16 protein-coding genes are annotated in these 24,831 nt (G+C 29.6%); 2 read left to right on the top strand and 14 right to left on the bottom strand.

The window, feature by feature from the left end; translation table 4 throughout:
* Positions 1–216: 216 nt before the first annotated feature.
* From NPA10_RS03505 to NPA10_RS03470, 8 genes are all read right to left on the bottom strand, one after another.
* The gene (locus tag NPA10_RS03505) at positions 217–2,367 is read right to left on the bottom strand and encodes a hypothetical protein (RefSeq protein ID WP_256547327.1); all 2,151 of its coding nucleotides are present in this window, start codon (positions 2,365–2,367) and stop codon (positions 217–219) included.
* Between the two features lie 267 nt (positions 2,368–2,634).
* Positions 2,635–4,764: a hypothetical protein gene (locus NPA10_RS03500; protein WP_256547326.1), complete on the bottom strand. Its 2,130-nt coding sequence runs from the start codon at positions 4,762–4,764 to the stop codon at positions 2,635–2,637.
* A gap of 270 nt (positions 4,765–5,034) precedes the next feature.
* Positions 5,035–7,149: a hypothetical protein gene (locus tag NPA10_RS03495; RefSeq protein ID WP_256547325.1), complete on the bottom strand. Its 2,115-nt coding sequence runs from the start codon at positions 7,147–7,149 to the stop codon at positions 5,035–5,037.
* 218 nt (positions 7,150–7,367) lie between these two features.
* Positions 7,368–9,506, bottom strand: coding sequence for a hypothetical protein (locus NPA10_RS03490; protein ID WP_256547324.1), 2,139 nt, complete (start codon positions 9,504–9,506; stop codon positions 7,368–7,370).
* A gap of 70 nt (positions 9,507–9,576) precedes the next feature.
* Positions 9,577–10,872, bottom strand: coding sequence for a hypothetical protein (locus NPA10_RS03485; protein WP_256547323.1), 1,296 nt, complete (start codon positions 10,870–10,872; stop codon positions 9,577–9,579).
* A 209-nt stretch (positions 10,873–11,081) separates the two neighbouring features.
* Positions 11,082–12,329, bottom strand: coding sequence for a DNA cytosine methyltransferase (locus NPA10_RS03480; RefSeq protein WP_256547322.1), 1,248 nt, complete (start codon positions 12,327–12,329; stop codon positions 11,082–11,084).
* Positions 12,330–12,349: 20 nt separating this feature from the next.
* Positions 12,350–12,664: a hypothetical protein gene (locus NPA10_RS03475; protein ID WP_256547321.1), complete on the bottom strand. Its 315-nt coding sequence runs from the start codon at positions 12,662–12,664 to the stop codon at positions 12,350–12,352.
* Positions 12,665–12,686: 22 nt separating this feature from the next.
* The gene (locus NPA10_RS03470; RefSeq protein WP_256547320.1) at positions 12,687–14,219 is read right to left on the bottom strand and encodes an ATP-binding protein; all 1,533 of its coding nucleotides are present in this window, start codon (positions 14,217–14,219) and stop codon (positions 12,687–12,689) included.
* Positions 14,220–15,023: 804 nt separating this feature from the next.
* Between NPA10_RS03470 and NPA10_RS03465 the strand changes: the two genes are divergently transcribed.
* Both NPA10_RS03465 and NPA10_RS03460 read left to right on the top strand, forming a co-directional pair.
* Complete coding sequence (locus tag NPA10_RS03465; RefSeq protein ID WP_256547319.1) at positions 15,024–15,311, top strand: hypothetical protein; 288 nt, start codon at positions 15,024–15,026, stop codon at positions 15,309–15,311.
* A complete protein-coding gene (locus NPA10_RS03460; RefSeq protein WP_256547318.1) occupies positions 15,299–15,739 on the top strand; it encodes a hypothetical protein in 441 nt (146 codons plus the stop codon). The genes NPA10_RS03465 and NPA10_RS03460 overlap by 13 nt, the downstream gene beginning before the upstream one ends.
* A 125-nt stretch (positions 15,740–15,864) precedes the next feature.
* Here NPA10_RS03460 and NPA10_RS03455 read toward each other — a convergent pair whose 3' ends face one another.
* The 6 genes from NPA10_RS03455 to NPA10_RS03430 form a co-directional block, all read right to left on the bottom strand.
* Positions 15,865–17,946, bottom strand: a complete 2,082-nt coding sequence (locus tag NPA10_RS03455) for a hypothetical protein (protein ID WP_256547317.1) — start codon at positions 17,944–17,946, stop codon at positions 15,865–15,867.
* A 250-nt stretch (positions 17,947–18,196) separates the two neighbouring features.
* Positions 18,197–20,293 carry a hypothetical protein gene (locus NPA10_RS03450; RefSeq protein ID WP_256547316.1) on the bottom strand — a complete coding sequence of 699 codons (2,097 nt, stop codon included), beginning with the start codon at positions 20,291–20,293 and terminating at the stop codon, positions 18,197–18,199.
* 239 nt (positions 20,294–20,532) lie between these two features.
* Positions 20,533–20,805 carry a hypothetical protein gene (locus NPA10_RS03445; protein WP_256547315.1) on the bottom strand — a complete coding sequence of 91 codons (273 nt, stop codon included), beginning with the start codon at positions 20,803–20,805 and terminating at the stop codon, positions 20,533–20,535.
* A gap of 194 nt (positions 20,806–20,999) precedes the next feature.
* A complete protein-coding gene (locus tag NPA10_RS03440) occupies positions 21,000–21,626 on the bottom strand; it encodes a hypothetical protein (protein ID WP_256547314.1) in 627 nt (208 codons plus the stop codon).
* 53 nt (positions 21,627–21,679) lie between these two features.
* Entirely contained in the window at positions 21,680–22,348 is a 669-nt protein-coding gene (locus tag NPA10_RS03435; protein ID WP_256547313.1) for a hypothetical protein, read from the bottom strand.
* A 195-nt stretch (positions 22,349–22,543) separates the two neighbouring features.
* Complete coding sequence (locus NPA10_RS03430) at positions 22,544–24,628, bottom strand: hypothetical protein (protein ID WP_256547312.1); 2,085 nt, start codon at positions 24,626–24,628, stop codon at positions 22,544–22,546.
* Positions 24,629–24,831: the final 203 nt, after the last annotated feature.

Here is a 24,831-nt window from a genome sequence, read left to right as displayed (position 1 = left end):
AGAGCGTTTAAAGAAATTAAGGACTTTAAACAGCAATGATTTTAACCAAGGGCTTTTTTTTTTTTTTTTGGCAAAAGTAAAAATAAAAACATGGGGATAATTTTCAAGATGTGAAAAACTGATGGTCAATCATAATTACAATCCTACAAAAATAAAAAACAGATCACATAATTGTGATCTGTTTTGTAATTTGTTAGGAATAAAATTTTTAATTAATTAAAAATGAGTTTCAGTTTCAGGTAGTACATCACCATTATTAAACATTTCGGGTAAATGTTTATTTAATGCTGCAGTTTGACTGTCAATATTTGGACTTAACTGCTGTACTAAAAGATCTTTCACATTACCTAAAGTCTGGTTAGCTGGTTTAGCTGCACTATCTTTCAGTTTTAATTTAGCTAATTCAGTCTGTAAATCTTGAAGGGATAATTTAGCCTCAGTTAATGTAGATTTAACAATACCATTAGCATAAATATAACCAGAATAAGTTGTAGTAGAACCAGTTACAGAAGTTTTAGCGATTGATTCAGCTAGTTTTTGAACTGTTATGTTTGGAGTTCGATCACTAACATTTGTTGTTGCTCAACCAGTTACAGTAAGAAATTGAGTTAAGGCATGACCAAATTTAGCAGCAGCAGTAGTATTTGTAATATCATCTACAAGAGCTTTTAAAGTTGAAGCAACAGTATCAGGTGCTGATCCTGTTTTAGCAACTAAATTATTATTAATCCCATCAACAACGGTTTCTAATTTTTTAGCTTGACTTACAACTTCTAACACTTGACCATAACTATCAGAAACCGCAATTGCTTGATTTAAATTATTAGCATTTTGCAATAACGGATAAACTTTAGTTGCATCTTTGTCAGTGAATAGAAAATTCTCTAATTTCTTTCATTCAGTTTGGAACTTAGCAAAATTAGCTACTAATGCTTCAGCTGCAGTTTTTAATGGTGTAACTTTACCTTTTTTAGCAGTGTCACTATTAACTGCTTTTTCTAAATCAGTCAAATCTTTTACTAACTTAGCCATTCCATTAGATTGTCCTTCAGGTTTGCCTAAAACTTCTTCGTAATGACTAATACCGACACTAATTTTTTCTAAAACTTTTTTAATACTATTATCACCACCATCATTTAATAATTTCACAATATTAGCTTTATCAACAACTAAGTAAGCATTTAATCGTGCCACATCCAATGGTGCTTTGACATCAACATGCAATCCTAATAGATTTAAGGCACTTGGTAATTCAGATAATAAGCCTTGATTGTAGGTAAATACTTTGAAAGTGTTATTTAAATTATTCCAAGAAGCAATTTGGTGTGCCAAACTAGCCACCATGGCATAAAGTTGGGTACTAGTTGCTTTATTTGCATCAGTAGCAATATCTGCTGGTGCATCATTTTCTAGTCATAAATCTTTGCCAGGAGTTCCTAAAACATCAGTGCGCACTTTAGCAACTAAATTATTTAAATTGGTTGTGTGTTGATCTTTTTTAGTTCCTGCAGTTAAAAAGGTGCCAACTTTAGTATTAATGTATTTTGCTAATTCAGAAGTTGCTCGATCTAAAGCGAATGCTTTGCGCTCTGCTGTTAGCAATAATGAATTGACTGCACTTAATTTAGTTTGGTAATTATTTTTAGCAGTTACTAGTGCAGTTAGTTTGGTTTGGGCATCAGCAGAAGTGGCTGATTTATAATCATCAAGGGCTTTTTCAAAAGCAGTTTTTAATGCTGTTAATTCATTAGTTGCATCATCCGCTGGAAGGGCTTCTAAAGCAGTTAATAAAGCGGCTGCATGGATTGTTACAAATTCTAGTGCTGCATTAAAATTAGTTTTTTCGTCATCAGGCACATTACTATCAGTTGCTGCAACATCTTGTTTTAATTTGTCCACTAAAGTTTTTATATCTGTATCACTAGCTGTTGGAGAAGTTTTTTTAGATTTATCTAAAGCATAAATGGAATTAGTGATTTTACTACGGTTAAAAGCACCAATTTCAGTTACTTCTTTTAGGTTTTCTTTAATCAAATCATAAGCTTGTTTAACTGTATCAGTTAAATAAGTTTTAATTTCAGCATTAGATAGTAAGCTTTTTGTAATTGCTAATTGTTCAGTTGTTGCAGTTGGAACTTTAGGTTTAGCATCTTCTTTTTTAGATTCTGAATTTGACTCATCTTTTTTAGTGGAATCATCCGTATTTGGTTTTGTTGAATCAGATTTATCTGATTTCTTGTCATCAGATTTGGATTGGTTAGGTTGAACATTGCTACCACAAGCCGCAAGCACTAAACTTCCGGTTGTGGCTAAACCTAGACTTGCCAACCACAATTTATTTTTGTATAGAAATTTTAATTTCTTCATGAATTAAAAAATGACCTATTTTTATGTTTTCTTAAAAATTATTTTTAGATTGTTTAAAGTTTTTCCAACTCTAAACAGAACTCATTTTAGCCAAGGGCTTTTTTTTTTTTTTTTGGCTCCAAGTTGAATAAAAGAGTGGGGATAATTTTTTAATCAGAAATGAAAATCAAACTAGTTTTCTTTGTAAAAATATTAAATCGCAACAAAAAAACAGATCACAAATTTGTGATCTGTTTTACATTTATTTTGCTTGATTTTTTTGAATTATTAAATATGATTTTCAGTTTCAGGTAACACATCACCATTATTAAACATTTCAGGCAAATGTTTATTTAAGGCTGCAGTTTGACTGTCAATATTTGGGCTTAGTTGTTGAATTAAAAGGTCTTTCACATTACCTAAAACTTGGTTAGCTGCAGGGGTTGCATTATTTTTTAGATTTAGTTTTTTTAATTCAGTTTGTAAGTCTTCAAGAGAAAATTTTGCATTATTTAAAGTGGATTTAACAATGCCATCAGCATAAATATAACCTGAATAATTACTGCCAGTTTTTTTAGCAATAGATTCAGCCAAGCCTTTTACTTTTGCAGTTGCGCCTGTTCTACCAGTTACATCAATATCATTTGATCAATCTGTTACAGCAAGAAATTCAGTTAATGCTTTACCAAATTTAGCAGTAGTATTTGTAATATCGTCCACAAGTGTTTTTAAAGTTGATGCAACTGTTGCAGCGGGATTTTGACCAGTATTAGTAATTAAATTATCATTAATACCATCAACAACGGTTTCTAATTTTTTAGCTTGACTTACAACTTCTAATACTTGACCATAGCTATCAGAAACAGCAATTGCTTGATTTAAATTATCAGCAATTTGTAATAATGGATAGACTTTAGCAGTATCTTTTCCGGTAAATAAAAATCCTTCTAATTTATTTCATTCAGTCTTAAATTTTTCAAAATTAGTTACTAGTGTTTCAGCCTCAGTTTTTAAAGCACCAGCTTTAGTTTTACCAGTGCCGGTTGCAGCAGTGTTTAAATCAGTTAAATCCTTAACTAATTTTGCAGCTGTCTGAGCATTAGGTTTGCCTAAAACTCCTTCGTAATGACCAATTCCAACACTAACTTTTTCTAAAACTTTTTTAATGCTATTAGCACCACCATTATTTAATAATTTCACAATATTAGCTTTATCAACAACTAAGTAAGCATTTAATCGTGCCACATCCAATGGGACTTTGACATCAATGTGTAAACCTAATAAATTTAAAGCACTTGGCAATTCAGATAATAAGCCTTGATTATAAGTGAATACTTTGAAAGTGTTATTCAAACTATTTCAAGAAGCAATTTGGTGCGCTAAACTAGCAACCATGGCATAAAGTTGGGTACTGGTTGCTTTATTTGCATCAGTAGCAATATTTGCTGGTGCATCGTTTTCTAACCATAAATCTTTGCCAGGAGTGCCTAAAACATCATTACGGACTTTAGCAACTAATGCATTTAGATTTGTTGTGTGCTGAGTATGTTTACTTCCTGTTGTCAAAAAAGCAGCAACTTTTGTGTTAATGTATTTGGATAATTCAGAAGTTGCTCGATCTAAAGCAAATGCTTTGCGTTCAGCAGTTAATAATAATGAATTAACCGCATTTAATTTAGTTTGATAATTATTTTTAGCAGTTACTAGTGCAGTTAGTTTAGTTTGAGCATCAGCAGAAGTGGCTGATTTATAATCATCAAGCGCTTTTTCAAAAGCAGTTTTTAATGCTGTTAATTCATTAGTTGCATCATCAGCTGGAAGGGCTTCTAAAGCAGTTAATAAGCTTGTAGCATGATCAGTCACTTCTTTTAATGCGGCATTAAAATTAGCTTTTTCATTTTCAGGGACATTACTATCAGCCTCTGTCACATCAGTTACTAATTTAGCTACTAAATCTTTTACATCTGTATCACTATTAGTTTTGGAAGGATTTTTAGATTTATCTAAAGCATAGATAGAATTGTTTACTTTACCACGATTGAAAGCACCAATTTCAGTCACTTCCTCAAGATTTTGTTTAACTAAATCATAAGCTTGTTTAACAGTATCAGTTAAATGAGTTTTGATTTCAGCATTTGATAATAAACTTTTTGTAGCAGCTAATTGTTGAACAGTGGCTGTTGGAATTTGAGGAGTTTGTTCTTCTTTTTTAGCTTCACTACCTGATTCATCTTTTTTAGTGGAATCATCCGTGTTTGGTTTTGCTGAATCAGTATTATCTGATTTCTTGTCATCAGATTTGGATGGGTTAGGTTGAACATTGCTCCCACAAGCCGCAAGTACTAAACTTCCAGTTGTTGCTAAACCTAAACTAGCTAATCACAATTTATTTTTGTGGAGGAATTTTAATTTCTTCATGAATTAAAAAAATGACCTATTTTTATGTTTTCTTAAAAATTATTTTTAGATTGTTTAAAGTTTTTTCAACTCTAAACAGAACTCATTTTAGCCAAGGGCTTTTTTTTTTTTTTTTTGGCTGTAAATTGGATAAAAGAGTGGGGATAATTTTTTTAATCAGAAATTAAAATTGATTCTGACTATTTTATAAATTAGCTAAATTACAATAAAAAAACAGATCACAAATTTGTGATCTGTTTTGTAATTTTTTAATTAAAAATTTCTAATTAGTTAAATATGATTTTCAGTTTCAGGTAGCACATCACCATTATTAAACATTTCTGGTAAATGTTTATTTAATGCTGCAGTTTGACTATCAATATTTGGTCTTAATTGTTGAACTAAAAGATCTTTTACATTACCTAAAGTTTGATTTGCAGCAGGGGTTGCAGTATTTTTTAGAGTTAGTTTTTTCAATTCAGTTTGTAAGTCTTCTAATGAAAATTTAGCATTTGTTGCAGCTGGATTTGATTTAACAATTCCGTTAAGATAAACATAACCTGAATAGGTTTTTTTACTATTTTCAGTTTTTTCACGTGCAATTGAAGAAGCTAATTGTTCTGTATTTGTTTCAGACCGACCAGTAACAGCTGTTGTTCCTCAAGTGGTTTCCTTTGCAAAATCAGCTAATGCTTTTCCAAATTTAGTTGTGGTATTTGTAATATCATCTACAAGTGTTTTTAAAGTTGAGATAACTGTAGAAGCTGATCCTGCTTTAGCAACTAAATTATTATTAATACCGTCAACAAGGGTTTCCAATTTTTTAGCTTGACTCACTACTTCTAGAACTTGACCATAACTATCAGACACAGCGATTGCTTGGTTTAAATTATCAGCAATTTGTAATAACGGATAAACTTTAGCAGCATCTTTTCCCGTAAATAAAAATCCTTCTAATTTATTTCATTCAGTTTTAAATTTTTCAAAATTAGTTACTAGTGTTTCAGCCTCAGTTTTTAAAGCAGCAGCTTTAGTTTTACCATTACCAGTTGCAACAGCATGTAAATCAGTTAAATCTTTTACTAACTTAGCCATTCCATTAGATTGTCCTTCAGGTTTGCCTAAAACTTCTTCGTAATGACTAATACCGACACTAATTTTTTCTAAAACTTTTTTAATGCTATTAGCATCACCAGCATTTAATAATTTCACAATATTAGCTTTATCAACAACTAAGTAAGCATTTAATCATGCAACATCCAATGGTGCTTTGACATCAATATGTAAACCTAAGACATTTAAAGCGCTTGGTAATTCAGACAGTAATCCTTGATTGTAAGTAAATACTTTGAAAGTGTTATTCAAACTATTTCAAGAAGCAATTTGATGGGCTAAACTCGCGACCATAGCATATAGTTGACTGCTGGTTGCTTTATTTTTATCTGTTGCAATATCAGCTGGAGCATCATTTTCTAATCATAAATCTTTGCCTGGAGCTCCTAAAACATTGGTGCGTACTTTGGTAATTAGATTATTTAAATTGGTTGAATGTTCACTACTTTTATTGCCTTCAGTTAAAAATGTACCAACTTTAGTGTTAATATATTTCTCTAATTCAGAAGTTGCGCGATCTAAAGCAAAGGCTTTACGTTCTGCAGTTAACAACAATGAATTAACTGCGCTTAATTTAGTTTGGTAATTATTTTTAGCAGTTACTAATGCAGTTAATTTTGTTTGTGCATCGGCTGCATTAGCTGTTTTATACTCATCAAGAACTTTTACAAAAGCATCTTTTAAAGCAGTTAATTCATTAGTGGCATTATCAGCTGGAAGCGCTTCTAAAGCAGTTAATAAACTTGCAGCATGATCAGTCACTTCTTTTAATGCGGCATTAAAATTAGCTTTTTCATTTTCAGGAACATTACTATCACTAGCAGCTAGATTTGTTTGAAGTTTTTCAACTAACTCTTTAACATCAGTATCACCGTCTTTTTTGGCTGTGTTTTTATTTTTATCTAAAGCATAAATAGAATTATTTACTTTAGTTCGGTTAAAAGCTCCAATTTCAGTTACTTCTTCAAGATTTTGCTTAATTAAATCATAAGCTTGTTTAACTACATTGGTTAAATGGGTTTTGATTTCATCATTTGACAATAAGCTTTTTGTAACAGCTAATTGTTGAGTTGTGGCTGTTGGAACTTTAGGTTTAGTATCTTCTTGTTTAGGTTCATTACTTGATTCATCTTTTTTAGATGAATCATCGGTATTTGGTTTAGCTGCATCAGATTTAGGTTGGTTAGGTTGAACATTACTCCCACAAGCGGCAAGTACTAAAATCCCAGTTGTAGCAAGACCTAAACTCGCCAATCACAATTTATTTTTGTGGAGGAATTTTAATTTCTTCATAAATAAAAAAATTACCTATTTTATGTTTTCTTAAAAATTATTTTTAGAGTGTTTAAAGTTTTGCAAACTCTAAACAGAACCCATTTTAGCCAAGGGCTTTTTTTTTTTTTTGGCGGTACAACTAATAAAAAAATGGGGATAATTTTTAGCAACAAAAAAACAGATCACATTAATTGTGATCTGTTTTGTAATTTGTCAGATTAAAAATTTTGAATTAATTAAATATGATTTTCAGTTTCAGGTAACACATCACCGTTATTAAACATTTCTGGTAAATGTTTGTTTAGCGCTGCAGTTTGACTATCTTTGTTTGGAGTTAATTGTTTAACTAAAAGATCTTTAACATCACCTAAAGTTTTATTTGTAGGTTGAGCTGCATTATCATTAAGCTGTAGTTTAACTAATTCAGTTTGTAACTCTTCTAATGAAAGTTTATTACCTGTTGCTGCAGTTGTTGGTTTTACAATTCCTTCTTTATATAAATAACCAGAATAAGTAGTTCCTGTTTTTTTAGCAATTGATTCTGCTAAACCTTTTGCTTTATTATTTGCATCATTTCTGCCAGTAACAGCAGTTTCTGGTCAACCTGTTACATTTAAGTAATCATTTAAAGCTTTACCAAAACCTTTAGTAGTACTTTTAATATCATCAACTAAAGTTTTTAAAGTAGAAGTAACTGTAGTAGCAGCTGCTCCTTTTTTAATCATTAAGTTATCGTTAATGCCATCAACAACAGTTTCTAATTTTTTAGCTTGACTAATTACTTCTAAAACTTGTCCATAACTATCAGAAACTGCAATCGCTTGATTTAAATTATCAGCAATTTGTAACAATGGATAAACTTTAGTAGTTTTTTCTGTAGTTACCAAAAAACTTTCTAATTTTTTTCATTCAACTTGGAATTTACTAAAATGAGATACTAATGTTGTAGCAGCAGTTTTTAATGCAGCAACTTTATTTTTTTTATCAGTATCAGATTTTACTGCTTCTTCTAAATCAGTCAAATCTTTAACTAATTTTGCCATATTATTGCTTTTATCACCAGATGCTACTAAAACATCTTCGTAGTGTTTAATTCCTGCACTAACTTTTTCTAAAGTTTTTTTAATGCTATTAGCATCATCTTTAATTAGTAGTTTCACAATATTAGCTTTGTCAACAACTAAATAAGCATTTAACCGCGCTACATCTAATGGGGCTTTGACATCAATGTGTAAACCTAAAACATTTAAAGCACTTGGTAATTCAGATAATAAACCTTGATTGTAAGTAAATACTTTAAAAGCGTTATTCAGACTATTTCAAGAGGCAATTTGGTGCGCTAAACTAGCAACCATGGCATAAAGTTGAGTGCTTTCTTTTTTCTTGTTATCGGTTGCAATATCAGCTGGTGCATCATCTTCTAATCATAAATCTTTACCAGGTGTTCCCAAAACATTGGTGCGTACTTTAGCAACTAAATCATTTAAATCTTTAGTATGTTGACCTTGTTTTGCGCCAGTTAAAAAAGCAGCAACTTTAGTATTGATGTATTTTTGCAGTTCAGAAGTTGCTCGATCTAAAGCAAAGGCTTTACGTTCTGCTGTTAGCAACAAAGAATTAACCGCACTTAGTTTAGTTTGATAGTTATTTTTAGCAGTTACTAAAGCAGTTAATTTAGTTTGTCCATCAGTTGCTGTTGCTTCTTTGTAATTATCTAGTGCTGCTTCTAATGATTTTTGTAAAGCGGCTAATTCATTAGTTGCATCATCAGCTGGCAGTGCTTCTAAAGCAGTTAATAAACTAGTGGCATGATCAGTCACTGCTTTTAATGCCGCATTAAAATTAGCTTTTTCTTCACTAGGTACATTACTATCAGTTGCTTCAACATCAGCTTTTAATTTATTCACTAAAGTTTTTACATCTGTATCACCAGCTGCTGGAGAAGTTTTTTTAGATTTATCTAAAGCATAAATTGAACTAGTGATTTTACTACGGTTAAAAGCGCCAATTTCAGTTACTTCTGTTAGATTTTGTTTAACTAAATCATAAGCTTGTTTAACTACATCAGTTAAATGGGTTTTAATTTCAGAATTTGACAATAAGCTTTTTGTAGCTGCTAATTGTTGGGTTGTAGCTATTGGGACTTTAGATTTAGTATCTTCTTGTTTAGGTTCATTACCTGATTCATCTTTTTTAGATGAATCATCCGTGTTTGGTTTTGTTGAACCGGTATTATCTGATTTCTTGTCATCAGATTTAGGTTGGTTAGGATGAACATTATTTCCACAAGCCGCAAGGACTAAACTTCCTGTTGTAGCTAAACCTAAACTAGCCAATCATAATTTATTTTTGTGGAGGAATTTTAATTTCTTCATGAATTAAAAAATTACCTATTTTTATGTTTTCTTAAAAATTATTTTTAGAGTGTTTAAAGTTTTTTAAACTCTAAACAGAACCCATTTTAGCCAAGGGCTTTTTTTTTTTTTTTTTGACCACAGATTGAATAAAAGAATGGGGATAATTTTTTAGAACAACATTATTTAATAAATAAGCATTTAACCGCGCCACATCAACCGGAACAATAACATCAGCATGTAAAGCTAATAAATTTAGCGCACTTGGTAGTTTTAATAATAAACTTTGGTGATAAGTTAAATTCTTTAGTTCAGAATTAATTTGATTTCATGAAAATTGCTGTTCAGCAAGATAAACTACAATTTTATATAACCGATCACTTTTAGAATCTTTTTGAATGCTTGTTGGTCGATTATTCATGGCTACAGTTTCACTAATATTACCAACAGTTCATAAATCAGCACCTAATGTACCTAAAACACCAGTACGAACTTGATTAGTTAAATGGGCTAAAGTATCAGTATGTTTTTTGCCATCAGTTCCGGTTAAAAATGTTGCCACTTCAGAACCAATGTATTTTTCTAAAGCTGATGTGGAACTATCTAAAATGAAAGCTTTTTGTTCAGCATTTACCAATCGTTCTGTAACTACTTTTACTTCTGTTTGATAGTTTTTATGTGCATTAAGTAAAGCTTCTAATTTAGTTGTTAATTCGGCTTCAGCACTCACACTAACAAACTCATTAACTGCAGTTTCTAATTTTTTCTCTAAATCAGCTAATTTGGTTGCATCATCTTTTTTGGGCAAAGCATTTAAAGTTTTTAATAGCGCATCAGCATCACTAATAACTTTTTTTAGAGTTTTTTTGAATTTATCTTTTTGTGCAGTTGGAACACTATTGTTATCAGCTTTAGTAACGTTATCTTCTAATGTTTTGATTAAAGCAACAACTGATGCTGTTGCTGAACCAGCCATAGGATCTTCTGTTTTGCCAAGAGCTTGAATGGATTGAGCTACAGTGTCTTGATTTAGTGTATCAAGCAATGTAACTGTTTTAATTTGATTCAAAATATTTTCTTTAGTTTTATTTACAGTTTCTTGTAAAACTGCTTTCACATCACTATTATTTAAAATGGCTGTTGCTAAAGATTTTTGTTCTACAGTTGCAGTTGGTAATTTTGGTACTTCTGGAGTTGCTGGTGTTTGGGGAATTGTACCAGAGTCAGGCGCAGGGGTTGGTTTGGAATTTTCTGGGTGAACAGTATTATTACTGCTGTTATTAGTATTTTGACTCGCACATGCGGCTAGAACTAAGCTACTGGTAGTAGCAATTCCTAAACTGGCTAATCACAGTTTATTATTCTTGAATAAATTGAATTTTTTCATTAAATTAAGATCCTTAATTGTCTAAAAATAATTTTGACATTCAAACATTTTAGTTTGAACAAATCCAATTTTAGCCAAGGGCTTTTTTTTTTTTTTTTTGGCGTGAATAAAGGCAAAATGATGGGGATAATTTTTTAGATAAAAATTTAAATTTAATTGAAACAATAAAAAAACAGTCAAGAAAATTCTTGACTGCTGAAAAAGTTAAGTTATTTTGTTTTTAAAAACTGAATAATTGAAGTAGCAATTTTTTTGGAAAGAATTGGAGGTACGGCATTACCAATTTGTTTAAATTCTGCTGTTCTAGAATTTTCAAAATAAAAATTATCCGGGAAACCTTGGATTCTAGCTGCTTCTCTTACAGTAATGGATCGATTTTGTTTTAAATCAGGGTGAATATAATAATGTCCATCTTTGGCAATATGTGCAACAACAGTATGACTAATTGAATTATAATCAAGGGCTTTATAACGATCCAAAAAAGATGTTAGATTTGCATGGGTTTGTAATTTTTTGGGAAGTCCATCGTACTTTAAATTAGTGCCTTTTTGTTTTGCTTTTAAAACCAATTTATAAATTTCTAAATCATTTTTATTTTGTATTCTAGCATCATGTTGGGTTAAAACATCTTGTGTACCATTACGAATGTATTTTTGAATTACAGCACTGGTTTTAGTATTTTCATATTCTTTTGCAGATTCACCAGATTTAATTTTAGGTAACTCGGCAAATAATTCTTTTAACAAAGGAGGAGTTTCTTTGTGTTTATCTAAGTAATCAAAAAAAGATTTATTAACTAACAAGTCTTTGCGATGTCCAATAATGAATAATCGTTCTCTTTTTTGAGGAACTCCAAAATCTTCAGCGTTAATGATTTTATAGTTAACTTGATATCCTGCTTTAGTGAATTCGTTGAGAATTTGAGGAAATAACAAATCATTTTTCACATCTCTAAAAGAAATTAAGCCTTTAACATTTTCAAAAACAAAAAATTTTGGTTTATAGCGCTTTAAAAAAACTAAATAATGTTTATAGAGATAAATTCTTTCATCAGTTGATTTCTTGGCTTTATTACCATGTCTACCAATAGTTGAATAAGCTTGACAAGGCGGACCACCAATTATGCCATCTAAATTTTGATTTTTTAAACGTTGATCAATAAATTCAAATATTGAAGGCATTGTTTGTTTATTGATTTCTGCATTCAAAATATCGCTAATAATTTTGGCTGGAACAGCAGCATAAAGTTGACTTTTAGAAATTTTGCCTTGAAGATAATCAGAGTATAGGGATAATTTATTTTTATCTTTTAAATAATAATAAATGTTTCTAAGTTTTAATGATGAACAAGCACTTTCATCCATTTCAATATGACTAATAAATTTAAAATCTTTTTTCGACCTAAAACCTTCTGTTAATCCACTGGCTCCAGAAAAGAGATCAATGATTTTTAACATGTTTATCCTATATTTTTGTTTTATTTATCATTATGAAATTTTTTGATTTCGTCATATTTATTTATAAATTCTTCATTAAATTTTTTGGCATCTCTTAATAAGTCGGAATAAGATCTGATGAATAATTTTTCTGATTTATTCAACTCTTCAGCAATTGATTCAGCCACTTCTTCCATATCATAACGATCGGATATTAAAAAAGTTTTTATTTTTTGAGATAATTTAACTTTTTCTTTAATAAAGATTGAATAACTTAAAGCTTGATGAATATCTTCTAATCCGATTTTTATTTGAGGCCTTTTAAGTTCAATAATGATTAGTTCATCATTTATCAAATTACATAAAAAATCAATTCTTCTATTTTTTTCTTCTAATTTTTTTTTCTGGAAAGTTTTCTTTTAAAAGTTTACGATATGTTGTTTCTCGTTTAAATGTTGTAATTCTTGGATCTAATATTCAAGGAAATTTTTCTAGAAATGGTTGAATGATTTTTGATTCGCTTGCATTTTCATGTACAAATTTTTCAAATTGTTCAATTGCTCTTATACGTCCAACAGCAACTTGTGCTAATTCTTTAGCTTCAATATATTCTCAATCAGAAGTAATTTTTTCAATAGTGTCTACAGTAATTTCTTCATCTTTTAAGTTATAAATGTATTTTTGAAAACTTTCAAATTTAAACGCATTTCGCACACCCTCTAAAACTCTTTTTATTGATTCTATATCATCAATTTCAGCAGAATTATTTAAGAGAGTATCTTTAACTTTTTTAATACTATTAATTTCAGCCTGATTTAAACCATTAAAAAAACTATCATCTAATTTAAGTTGATCCTCTTTTTCTTTTTTTCTATTTTTTCTTCATGATTCAGAAATTTTAGAAATTAATTTATTTAAATCATTTTTTAATTGAAGTGTGATTTCATTTTCTTCTCATAAAATAGATTGTCTGGTTGTAGAAATGTAATCGTTTTCATTTGAATCATCAATAAAATCAATATTAAAAAAACCTGTTACATAACTATTAAATCTGTCATTAGCTCGATCATTGAAAAAAACATTTTCAGAAGCTAATTTATTTCTCACATACAAAACAAAACCACTATCTTTTTTCATTAAAGGTGTTCTTTTTGTATAGATTTTTCCAGTTACTTTTTGTTCATTTAATCTTTTTAGTTCAACAGAACTTATTATTTCATTTGAAAAATCTGCTGGAAATTTTCACTCAAATTGTTTTTCCAAACTATCGAAATAAAGTGATTTATTTACTAAAATTTCTACATTATTATTTTCATTAAGAATTTTTATTTCAAAATCATTATCATAAAAAGTAAATCTTCTTGAAAGACTTTTAGCCAAATCTTCAATACTCATAATACTATTTTGTTTAATTTCTTTAATTATGATTGTTGTGCCAGAAGATTCATTTGTAGATTGATTTTCAAAAATAATTTTAGGACGATAATGATTACTAATTTCAGCTTTTAGATCGTCATAATTAATAATAAAAGCGTTTTTAATTCCTTCTTTAACCGAAATAACTTCTACAGTTTTCGCTACGCCAAAAACAGCTAATTTACCTAAGCCTTTTTTTCCAGTAATTTTTCTTTTTTTGATTAGAGAAAGACCATTTTTTTCAGTTAATCTTCTATTTTTACCAATGACAAGAAAATTCCGATTTAGTTCATCGTGATTCATACCAATTCCATTATCTTTGATAGTCACGATTTTATTGTTGTAATCAATACTAATTACAATATTTTCAGCATCAGCATCATAGGAATTAGAAATAAGTTCAGCAATTACTGGAAGAAATGAACTGTAAAGTTTTATGCCTAAATGATCAATTGTATTTTTATCAAATTCTATTTTAAAACCTTCATTGTTCATGTTTGTTTATCTGATAATAAATCAGTTCCTATATATTTTTTCAATTAGAAATACAACAGCAAAAAAAAAAAAAAAAAAGTTGTAAAAAAATTTGATTATTCTACAATGGAAAATTCAAATTTGTTCCAACTTTAATAAAAAAAATAGACTCTTTAAGATTCAAACATTTTTAAAAAATCAGAAGCTAAAAATCAATTTTTAGCATTCTATTTTGTCTGTTCAAAATTATGTTCTAATTATACCTTTATATTTGGAGTCTTTGCATTATCCTTTCTAATTTGATTTATAAATAAATCCTTAAATCAAGCCATAAATTGCAGTCAAAATCAAAAATTTTAATTACTTTCAACATACAAATTTATTAAAATTGCGCCAAAAAATTTTTTCATATCATGGCAAATAGATGAATACTTTTTTGAAAAATTATTAAATGAAATAATATTCAAACTTTTATTGAAATTGATATTTATTCATGAATATCATAGGTCAAAATCGTTTCATTCAATTTCAGTGATTAAATAATTATCATCAGAATAAAGTTGGAAGACAATAAAGTATAATGTAACCATTGATTAGGTTTGAATTGTGAAACTATTTAAAAACATAATTTAAACTAAAAATTTTTGTGAATAATCATCGATTGTTCACAAAAGCTGATATTAAAAAGCTTTTACAAGAATTTTGTTTAATACTGATTTTTACAGTTATTAAAAACAGGAATATAAATAAATATAATCAATGCATTGAAATTGAATAATGCATTAATGTTGAAATTTTATTTTGAACAAATAAAGTTTAGAAATTATGAACAAAAAACTTTCAGTTATTTCTGAAAATATACCCTCAGATAAGGTTAAAAATCAACAAAAAATAAATATTTTTATTGATTTTGAATGTATTTCTAATCCTTATTACTGAGGAATATATCATAGTGTAGAAAAACAATTAAGATGATTGTTACCAAAAAAACAAATTCCAATATCTTTTGTAATTGGCAATCTGAAAACCAATTTTTATCGGCATGTGATTTCTAATTTTCCAATAGATAAAAAATATAGAAAAAATTTTTTAAACTTTTATTGCGCGAAATAAAAGAAGTAGCAGGCACAAAAAATTTAAAACGAATTACTTTTTGAGCCTATCAGAAACTAATGGAAGAAGAGGTTTTAAATTATTTACTTTATGAAAAAGTAGAAGTCATGGAAATCAAGGATAAATTTCCTTCCCCCAAAATTCCTAAAATGTGTGATTTAACCGAAATGACACAAAAAATTATTGAGAACCAAGAAATTTTTAAAAGCATTAAACCAAAAATTTTAATAAAACGTCAAGGGGCATTAATTTGTTATTTGTGTTTTTTATTAACTGTTAAACGATATCCTGAAATCGTAAGTAAAGAGAAATTTTTAAATCAAATTATTGATATAAACGAAGATATCATTATTAAAAATTTGGAGAAATATTCAGAATCTGAAATTGAATTTATTAAAAATAATATTGTTGCATCTGACTGAAAATAAGTATTTTATTTAGTTGAACCCAAACAAAGCCAACCAGAAAAACTCTGGTTGGCTTTGTTTGATATAAGTTAATTAAAATTAATGATTTATTGAATTTTTAGGGAAATAAAAGTAATGAATTTTAATTAGTGATTTTCAGTATCTGGCAAAACATTACCGTTGTTAAATAGATCTGTTAAATGTTTAGTTAAAATTGCATTTTGACTAGTTTCACTTGGTCGCAATTGACTATTTAATAATGCAGTAATTGGAGTTAATAATTTGCCAGCACCAGTTTGTAATTTTTCTAATTCAGCTTTCAACTGCTTAAAAGATAAATTAGCTGGTGTTTGATTGTTTCTTGCTTTACCATCTACTAAATCAGTGTAAACATAACCCACTTTAGTATCACCAGTTTTTTCGGCAATTTCTTTAATTTTGGCTTGTTTAGTTGAAGAGGTAATTCCTGCAAATTGAGTTAAAGCATAACCAAATGTTCCATCAGTAATACCATCAATATCAGCGATAATTGTTTGCAAGGTTGTAAATAATTTGTTCATGCTATTAGTATTTTCAACAGCAGTTGTGATTTTACTAATTTTCTTAGCTAATAACTCAACATAACCAACAACTTGAAGCACATCACCATAATTTTTAGAAACGCCAATGGCTTGATTTAATTCAATTGCCTGAGTTAACAATGGATAACTGATTTTATTATTAGCTGCTTTTTGAACTAATAAAGTTCTTAATTCAGATTTATCTCATTCGGTCTTAAAAGCATTAAAATTATTCTTTAATTTTTTTACAGCAGTTTTAAATTTATTAACTGCAGCTGCTTTAGTTGTATCAGAACCAACATCTTCTACATCAGTTTCTAATTTAGTTTTAGCATTAATGTCGGTACCAGTAACTACTAAATATTTTTCATAATTGTTAATACTATTAACAATATTTTCAAAAGTTTCTAAAATACTAGAGCTACCACTTTTTTTAGCACTTAATAATTTTGCGATATTAGCTGAATCAGTGACTAAATATGCATTTAAACGAGCAACATCAACAGGTGTATTTTGTTCAACATGTAAAGCTAAAAGATTTACAGCAGCATCAGATTTTAATAATAAATTTTGACTATAACTTAATTCTTTTAAAGTATTGTTTAGTTGGGTTCATGCAAATTGTTGTTCAGCAAGACCAACTACAATTGCATATAACTGATCACTTTTATCAGCTGCTTTAATATTAACCGGACGATTTTGAGCAGCGATTGCTTCACTAATATTACCAACAGTTCATAAATCAGCACCCAGTTTACCTAAAACACCAGTCCGAACTCGAGTTGTTAGATGTTCTAATGTGCTTTTATGACCTGGACCATTTGTACCAGTTAAAAATGTTGCTACTTTAGTATTGATGTAATTTTCTAAAATAGAGGTAGAACTATCTAAAACAAATGCTTTTTGCTCAACGTTAACTAAACGTTCAGTTACCACTTTTAATTCTGTTTGATATTTATCTTTAGTATCTAATAATTCTTTTAATTTAACTCCAGCATTAGCAACAGTTGCAGTTGTAAAACCATCAAGTGCAGTTTTGAAACTATTTTCTAATCCGCTTAATTTTTTAGGTGCATTAGCTTCTGGTAAAGCTTTTAAAGTTTTTAATAATTCATCAGCATCATGAATTACTCTATCTAAAGCAGCTTTAAAAGTTTGTTTTTCTGCAGTAGGGACACTATTAATTTCTGCTTTTTCAACATTATCTTTTAAAGTTTTCACTAAAGCAACCACAGATGAAGTTGCTGCATTTGCCATAGCATCTTCAGTTTTACCAAGTGCAGCAATTGATTTAGTTACTTTAGTTTGATTTAGTTCATCAAGTTGAGTGATAGTTGCAATTTGGTGAGTAACAGCATCTTTATAGGAATTGATAGAATTTTCTAAAACTTTCTTAACTCCTGAATGTTCCAAAATATCTGTAGCTAAAGCTTTTTGAGTTTGGGTTGCTACTGCAATTTTTGGTACAACAGGAATAGGTGGAACAACCGGTTCTTTTGGAGTTTCAGTTCCGGGATTACTGGTTTGATTGGTATTGTTATTACCAGCATTATTATTACCATTTTGAGCATGATTAGCACAAGCTGCCAGAATTAAACTACTTGTGGTAGCAATTCCTAAACTGGCTAATCACAGTTTATTCTTTTTGAATAAATTGAATTTTTTCATTGAGTTAAGATCCTTAATTGTCTAAAAATAATTTTTATGTTCAAACATTTTTAGCTTGAACAGATTCCATTTTAGTCAAGGGCTTTTTTTTTTTTTTTTGGAAGTAATTGTAGAAAAAGCTTGGGGATAATTTTTAGAAAAAATAATAAAACCAACCAGAAAAATTCTGGTTGGTTTTATTATTTATATAAGCTAATTAAAATTAAAAAAGGATTAAATTTTGAGAGAAATAAGAGTGATTAAATTTTAATTAGTGATTTTCAGTATCGGGCAAAACATTGCCGTTATTGAACAAATCTGTTAGGTGTTTATTGAAAACAGCAGTTTGACTAGTTTCACTTGGGCGTAATTGATTATTTAATAAAGTGGTAATTGGAGTTAATAGTTTACCAGTACCAGTTTGTAATTTTTCTAATTCAGTTTTAAATTGTGCAAAAGAAAGTTTAGCTGGAGCTTGTGATGAACCAGTAGTAACTGCAGTTTTACCATCAACTAAATCAGTATAAACATACCCTGTAGTTTTATTGGTGATTTTATTAAGCTCAGCCTGTTGACTGCCTAAATCATTGATTGCAGCAACCTCTTTTAATTTAGAACCAAATGCTCCAGCATCTTTAACTTCATCTACTAAAGCATCTAAAGCTTTCATTAATGCAGATTGAGTTCCAGTTGTTTGAACTAATTTGGTGATGGCATCAATATTAGTATCTAAAATTTCTACTTTACCAACAACTTGTAAAACATCACCATAATTTTTAGATACAGCAATTGTTTGATTTAATTTGGTAGCAGCTTCAATTAGTGGGTAAGTGTTTTTGGTTGCATCAGTAGTGTTAACCGTAACTAATAATTTTTGTAATTTTTCTAGTTCTGTTTTAAAACTTTGTAATTTAGTTCCTAAAGCTTTAGCTGGCTCAACAAGAGCTTTGATTTTAGCTTTTTGGGTATTTTTATCTGTTTCAGTTACACTAGTTTCAAAAGCTGCAAGTTCTTTAGCTAATTTAGATTCTTCAGTACCTGTACCAATTAAAATATCAGTATATTGTTTAACAGTCCGATCAATAGTTGCTACAAGTGATTTAATACTGTCTCCAGTTGTTGGTTGTAAAAGTTCAACTACATTAGCAGATTTAGTTACTAAATAAGCATTCAATCGCGCCACATCAACTGGTACATTTTGTTCAACATGTGACCCTAGTAAATTAATTGCATCATCAGCTTTTAATAATAAACTTTGGTTGTAAGTTAAACTTTTTAGTTCGTTTGCAAAAGTGTTAGATGCGAATTGTTGTTCTGCTAGACCAACTACAATTGCGTATAGTTTGTCACTAGTTGAATTTGCTGCAATACTACTTGGACGGTTTTGAGCAGCAACGGTTTCACTAATATTACCAACAGTTCATAAATCAGCTCCCAAAGTTCCCAAAACACCAGAACGAACACGGGTTACTAAGTGATTTAAAGTTGTGGTATTTTCTTCGTGTTTAGAATCAGTAGTTAAAAATGCCGCAACTTTAGTGTTTGCGTAATTAGACAATGCTGAAGTGGAACTATCTAAAACAAAAGCTTTTTGCTCCGCAGCAACTAATCTTTCGGCAACAACTTTAACTTCAGCTTGATAAGCATCTCGGGCATCTAAAACTGCTTTTAGTTTTGTGGTTAATTCAGTGTTCGCACTTGTTTTTACAAGTTCATCTAAAGCAGTTTTTAATTTAGCTTGTAAATCAACTAATTTTTTAGCATCGTTTGCTTTTGGCAGACTATTTAATGCAGTTAATAATTCAGCAGCATCTTTGATTACTTGATCTAAAGCTGCAGTGAATTGGGTTTTTTGTTCATCTTCAAATGTTGCTTCTGCAGCTGCAGTAACATTAGCTTTTAAAGTTTTTACTAAAGCGATCACAGATGATGTTGCTTCTTTGGCTGCGGGGTCATCAGCTTTTCCTAAAGCAGTTACAGAATCAGTAACAATGGTTTGGTTTAAATTGTCAATTTTACTAATAGTAGTCAACTGTGCATTAATTACTTTTACAGATTCAGTTACAGCATCTTCTAGAACTTTTTTTACACCTGGATTGTCAACAATCACAGTTGCTAAAGCTTTTTGTTCAGCGGTTGCAGTTTTAATTTCAGGTACAGCAGGAGTTAAAGGTGTAGCTGGTTCTTTTGGAGTTTCAGTTCCAGAATTACCGTTTTGATTATCAGGATTTCCTGAATTAGTATTAGTGTTATTATTAGTACCTTGGGTTTGACTAGCACATGCAGCTAGAACTAAACTACTTGTGGTAGCGATTCCTAAGCTGGCTAATCACAGTTTATTCTTTTTGAATAAATTGAATTTTTTCATTAAGTTAAGATCCTTAATTATCTAAAAATAATTTTGATGTTCAACTCTTTTTTAGATTTGAACGATATCAATTTTAGCCAAGGGCTTTTTTTTTTTTTTTGGCCGTAATTGTGCAAAAAGCTTGTGGATAATTTTTTAGCATAATTTTGTAAGAGTATTTTATTATCAATAAAAAATGAAAAGGATCAAGTCAGTCCTTGATCCTTTCGTAGCAATTATTTAATTTTAATAAAATGAGTTTATTCGTTTTCTTTTTTATCATACCTAACTTCAAGCTCCTTGAGAACTGATCCGTCCAAAACTCTTCTTAGTTTATAACGAATTAAGGAATTAATGCTTCGACCATCAAATCTAGCAGTAGCTGCTAAATATTGATATTCTTTATGGGTGACTCGTAAATTAAAAATGTGATATTCAGTAGTTTTTGATTTTTTGCTAGTCGTTTCTGCTGTTGGCTCAGGTGGTTGAGTGTCATCTAAAATTTCATCTTCAATCGAGGTTGATTTGTTCATTAATTTTGATTGGGAATTTTGCGATATCAACAACTATTTATGTTTTGTAAATAAGATTAGTTCCAGTTAAATTGCAAGATGTTAAATCAGCAAATGCAGTATAAATTGCATTTGATTAATCAACATTAAGTAATAAATTATAAAAGAAAAATTTAGGAGTGTTTTGCTAAATTATTTTGAAACAAGAAAACATCTTAAATTTCAGTTTCGTAATAATAATGATTTCATTCGTTTTGCAGAATCATTAAAATTTGCTGATAAATTTTTTGGTGTTCAAAAAAATTAGTGGCTTGATTTTGAATTTGACAGCAAGTTGATTGTTCATCAACTTGTTTAGCAACATTGAGGATCTCGAATGTTGCTTCTAAAAGTTGAGGATGAATATATTGGATTTGGGACTGGTATTGTTGGTTGAGGGTATGATAATAAACTTGAATTAGTGCTCAAATTGGATCAGGTTTTTGCAACATTTCAAGGAGATAGTTAAAAATGATTACTCCACTACTGTCAGCTAAATCACGTATGTAATAAACTGGATTTTTGGTTTGATATTTTTCAAATTCAGCAGCTGATAAATAATAAATTTTGATAGGATCAATATATAAATCAACACTATTATGATCTTCGGGATTTCTTGCTCCATAAATTTCATGATTTACAAAAGTTGCATGATTTTTATCAGCGATACGAGCTTGACAGTAAAAATAGTTTTGATTTAAGTGATCATAAAAAAGCACTAAAGGAACACCATTTAATGGGGTTTGGCAAATTGAAAAAATAATTGACTTATTTTTTGTATGAATATTAATTTGATCGGACATAAAGTACTTTTTAATTTTTAATAATGAAATAAGTTAATTATCATGTTGGTGAATTAACTTTTTTTTAATTCTAAAAACCACCGAAAAGAAGATTGCATATAATCTGCTTTAGTTTGATTGATGAAAGTTTTCAAATGATTTAACACGGTTTTAGTGTTATCAGTATTGTTTCGTTGATCTTTGATTTCTAATAATAAGTTCTCACCCGGTAAACGGTGGATAACTCTTAAAGTTTCGAGTTGTTGCTTCATCAAGGTAGGATGAGCATAAGCGATATGAGTTTCTAAATTGTTTCTGGTTTGATTGTAAGCAACATTCATTACAAAACAACGGGGTTTAGCAGCAAAAACCGGAATTAAATGATCACATAATTCAGCAACTTTATAAGGGGAGAAATCATTTAATTCATAATCAAAAAAAGTTTTAGGACTTAGTTGTTTATTAAAGTATTTCTTGCTAATAAAATAAAACTGAGTTAGATCAACATACAAAGGTTTTTTAAAAGGGCTTTCTTTTTCATCAACTAAAAATTCGTGCTTTTTAACCGGATCCAAACTTAAATTATCAGAATTAGGTTTACGGAATTTTAAATAAAAATAGTTTTTTTCTCAAGTTGAGTTGAAAGGCACATAGGCTTCTTTTAAAAAGATTTTATGATGATCTAAATCAGCTTTTAATTCGGGAAAAACAACTTTATCTTTATGAAATTTTTTAATTTTCATAATTAGCAGAACTCATTAAATATAAATTAAAAATATTGATTTTTTCAGTATTTATTATTTTATGAGAAAACCCACAAATATTTGGTTTATTTCGCATAATTTTTGATTTTTTTCGTGTCATAAAAAAAGAACCAGAATTAACATTCTGGTTCTTTTGTTTTTAGAGAAATTTATAACTAATTATCCAAAAATTAATTAGTGGTTTTCAGGATCAGCTTGAATATCACCATTGTTAAATAAATCAGCTAAATGATTATTTAATTCAGCAGTTTGACTGCTTTGGTTGGGACGTAGTTGGTTGTTCAATAAGTTAGCAATAGTTGTTAGTTGTTTATTATCTCCGCCTTGTAAATTTTTTAATTCCCCATCAAGTTGTTTAAAAGAAAGTCGTGCAGCAGTATTGGTTGTGCGAGTAGTTCCGTTAACTAAATCGGTGTAAACATAACCAGTTTTTGGAGTACCATTTTTAGCAATTGTTTCAGCTTCGGTTTTCCCAGTTGTAAAAGTTTCAGCAACAAATTCGGTTAAAGCTTTACCAAATGAACCATCAGTATTAGCTTCTACATCTTTAACAATTACATCTAATTTATTGAGTAGTTCATTGGTTTTTTGGGCTGTAGTAGCAGCTAATGTTGTAGTAATTTGACTAATATTATCTTCTAATAATTCAACTGCACCAACAACCTTTTGCACATCACCATAGTTTTTAGCAATTCCAATTGCTTGGTTTAAGTTAGTTGCTTGATTTAGCAAGGGAATGGTTTGATTATTATTTTCACCATTTCATAGTAAAGGTTGTAGTTTGGATTTATCTCATTCATCCTTAAAGGCTTTAAATTTAGTTACTAAAGCCTCAGCTGCAGTTTTTAAAGCATTGACTTTAGCTTGTTTAGCTGTGTCAGCACTTAACATTTTGGCTAAATCATCTAAATCTTTTACCAATTTGGGTTGGGCATTTGCTTCTGATCCCGTAGTTAAGAATTTGTAATAATTTTTGATACTATTAGCAATATTTTCAATTGTTCGGTGAACATTAGTACCCGTTTTAGCATTAAATAATGCTAGAACATTAGATTGCTCATTGACTAAATAAGCATTTAAACGAGCAATATCAACTGGTAAGTTTAGATCAACATGTAGGACTAATAAATTGGTCGCATCATTATTTTTAATTAATAAACTTTGATTAAAGGTTAATGCTTTTAAATTTTGATTTACATTTTTTCAAGCAGCATTTTGATTTGCTAAACCAACAATAATACTGTACAGTTGGGTGCTTGCTATTTGTTGCTCCACTCCAGCCGGTCGGTTTCGAGCTGCTTCTGTTTCGCTAACATTACCAGCGGTTCATAAATCACCACCCAATTTTCCTAAGACTCCAGTGCGAACTTGGTGTACTAAGTTATTTAAGGTTGTAGTGTGTTTCGTACCATTGGTTCCGGTTAAAAAAGTGCCAACTTTAGTGTTAATGTAATTTTCTAAAGCAGAAGCAGAACTGTCTAAACCAAAAGCTTTTTGTTCGGCACTAACTAAATTTGCAGCCACTTTTTTCACGCCGGCTTGGTAAGTATTTTTAGCTTGAACTAGTGCGCTTAATTTAGTTGCAGAATCAGTTGCAGTTGCTTTAACAAATTCTTCTAAAGCTTTGGTAAATTCAGCTTCTAATTTAGTTAACGCTTTAGTTGCATTTTCTTCTGGTAAAGCTTTTAAACTAGTTAATAAAGCAGCGGCATCAGTTTTTACTTGATTTAATGCAGCTGTGAACACTTGTTTTTCAGCCGCAGGAACTTCAGTGTCAGTTGCGGCAGTTAAATTTGTTTCTAATGTTTTAACTAAAGCATAAACAGTCGATGCATTGGTATCAGCTGCAGCATCATTTTCAGTGCCTAAATTTTTAATGGAAGCAGCTACAGTTTTTTGATTTAGAGAATCAATGAAAGTAACTTTTTTAATCTGTCTTACAATTTCATTTTGATGAGAATTAACAGTATCAGTTAAAACTTTTTTAACCCCAGCATCTTCTAAAAGAGCAGTTGTTAATTGTTTTTGAGCTGCAGTAGCCACTGGAATTTTTGGAGTCGCTGGAACAACTGGTACTACTGGAGTTTCTGGTTTATTCTCTTGGGGTTGATTGGTTGAATTATCAGGTGTTTTAGTACCTTGATTATTAGCGCTTTGGTTTTGGTTAGCACAAGCAGCTAAAACTAAACTCCCTGTTGTTGCTAAACCTAAACTGGCTAATCACAACTTATTTTTCTTGAATAAAATGAATTTTTTCATTAAGTGTAAATCCTTAATTGTCTAAAAATAATTTTTGAATGTTTAAGCTATTTTGTGCTTAAACGCAATTGATTTTAGCCAAGTGCTTTTTTTTTTTTTTTTGACAAAAACGGGATTAAAACAATGGGGATAATTTTTTTCATTTTTACAAACTAATTAAATTATTAGACTAACAAATAAAAAAACCAATCAAACAAATTGTT

The organism is Mycoplasmoides fastidiosum (assembly GCF_024498275.1).
GTDB lineage: Bacteria > Bacillota_I > Bacilli_A > Mycoplasmatales > Mycoplasmoidaceae > Mycoplasma_N > Mycoplasma_N fastidiosum.
Note: the sequence above shows the minus strand (reverse complement) of the source record. Positions and strands in the feature narration are given on the sequence as shown.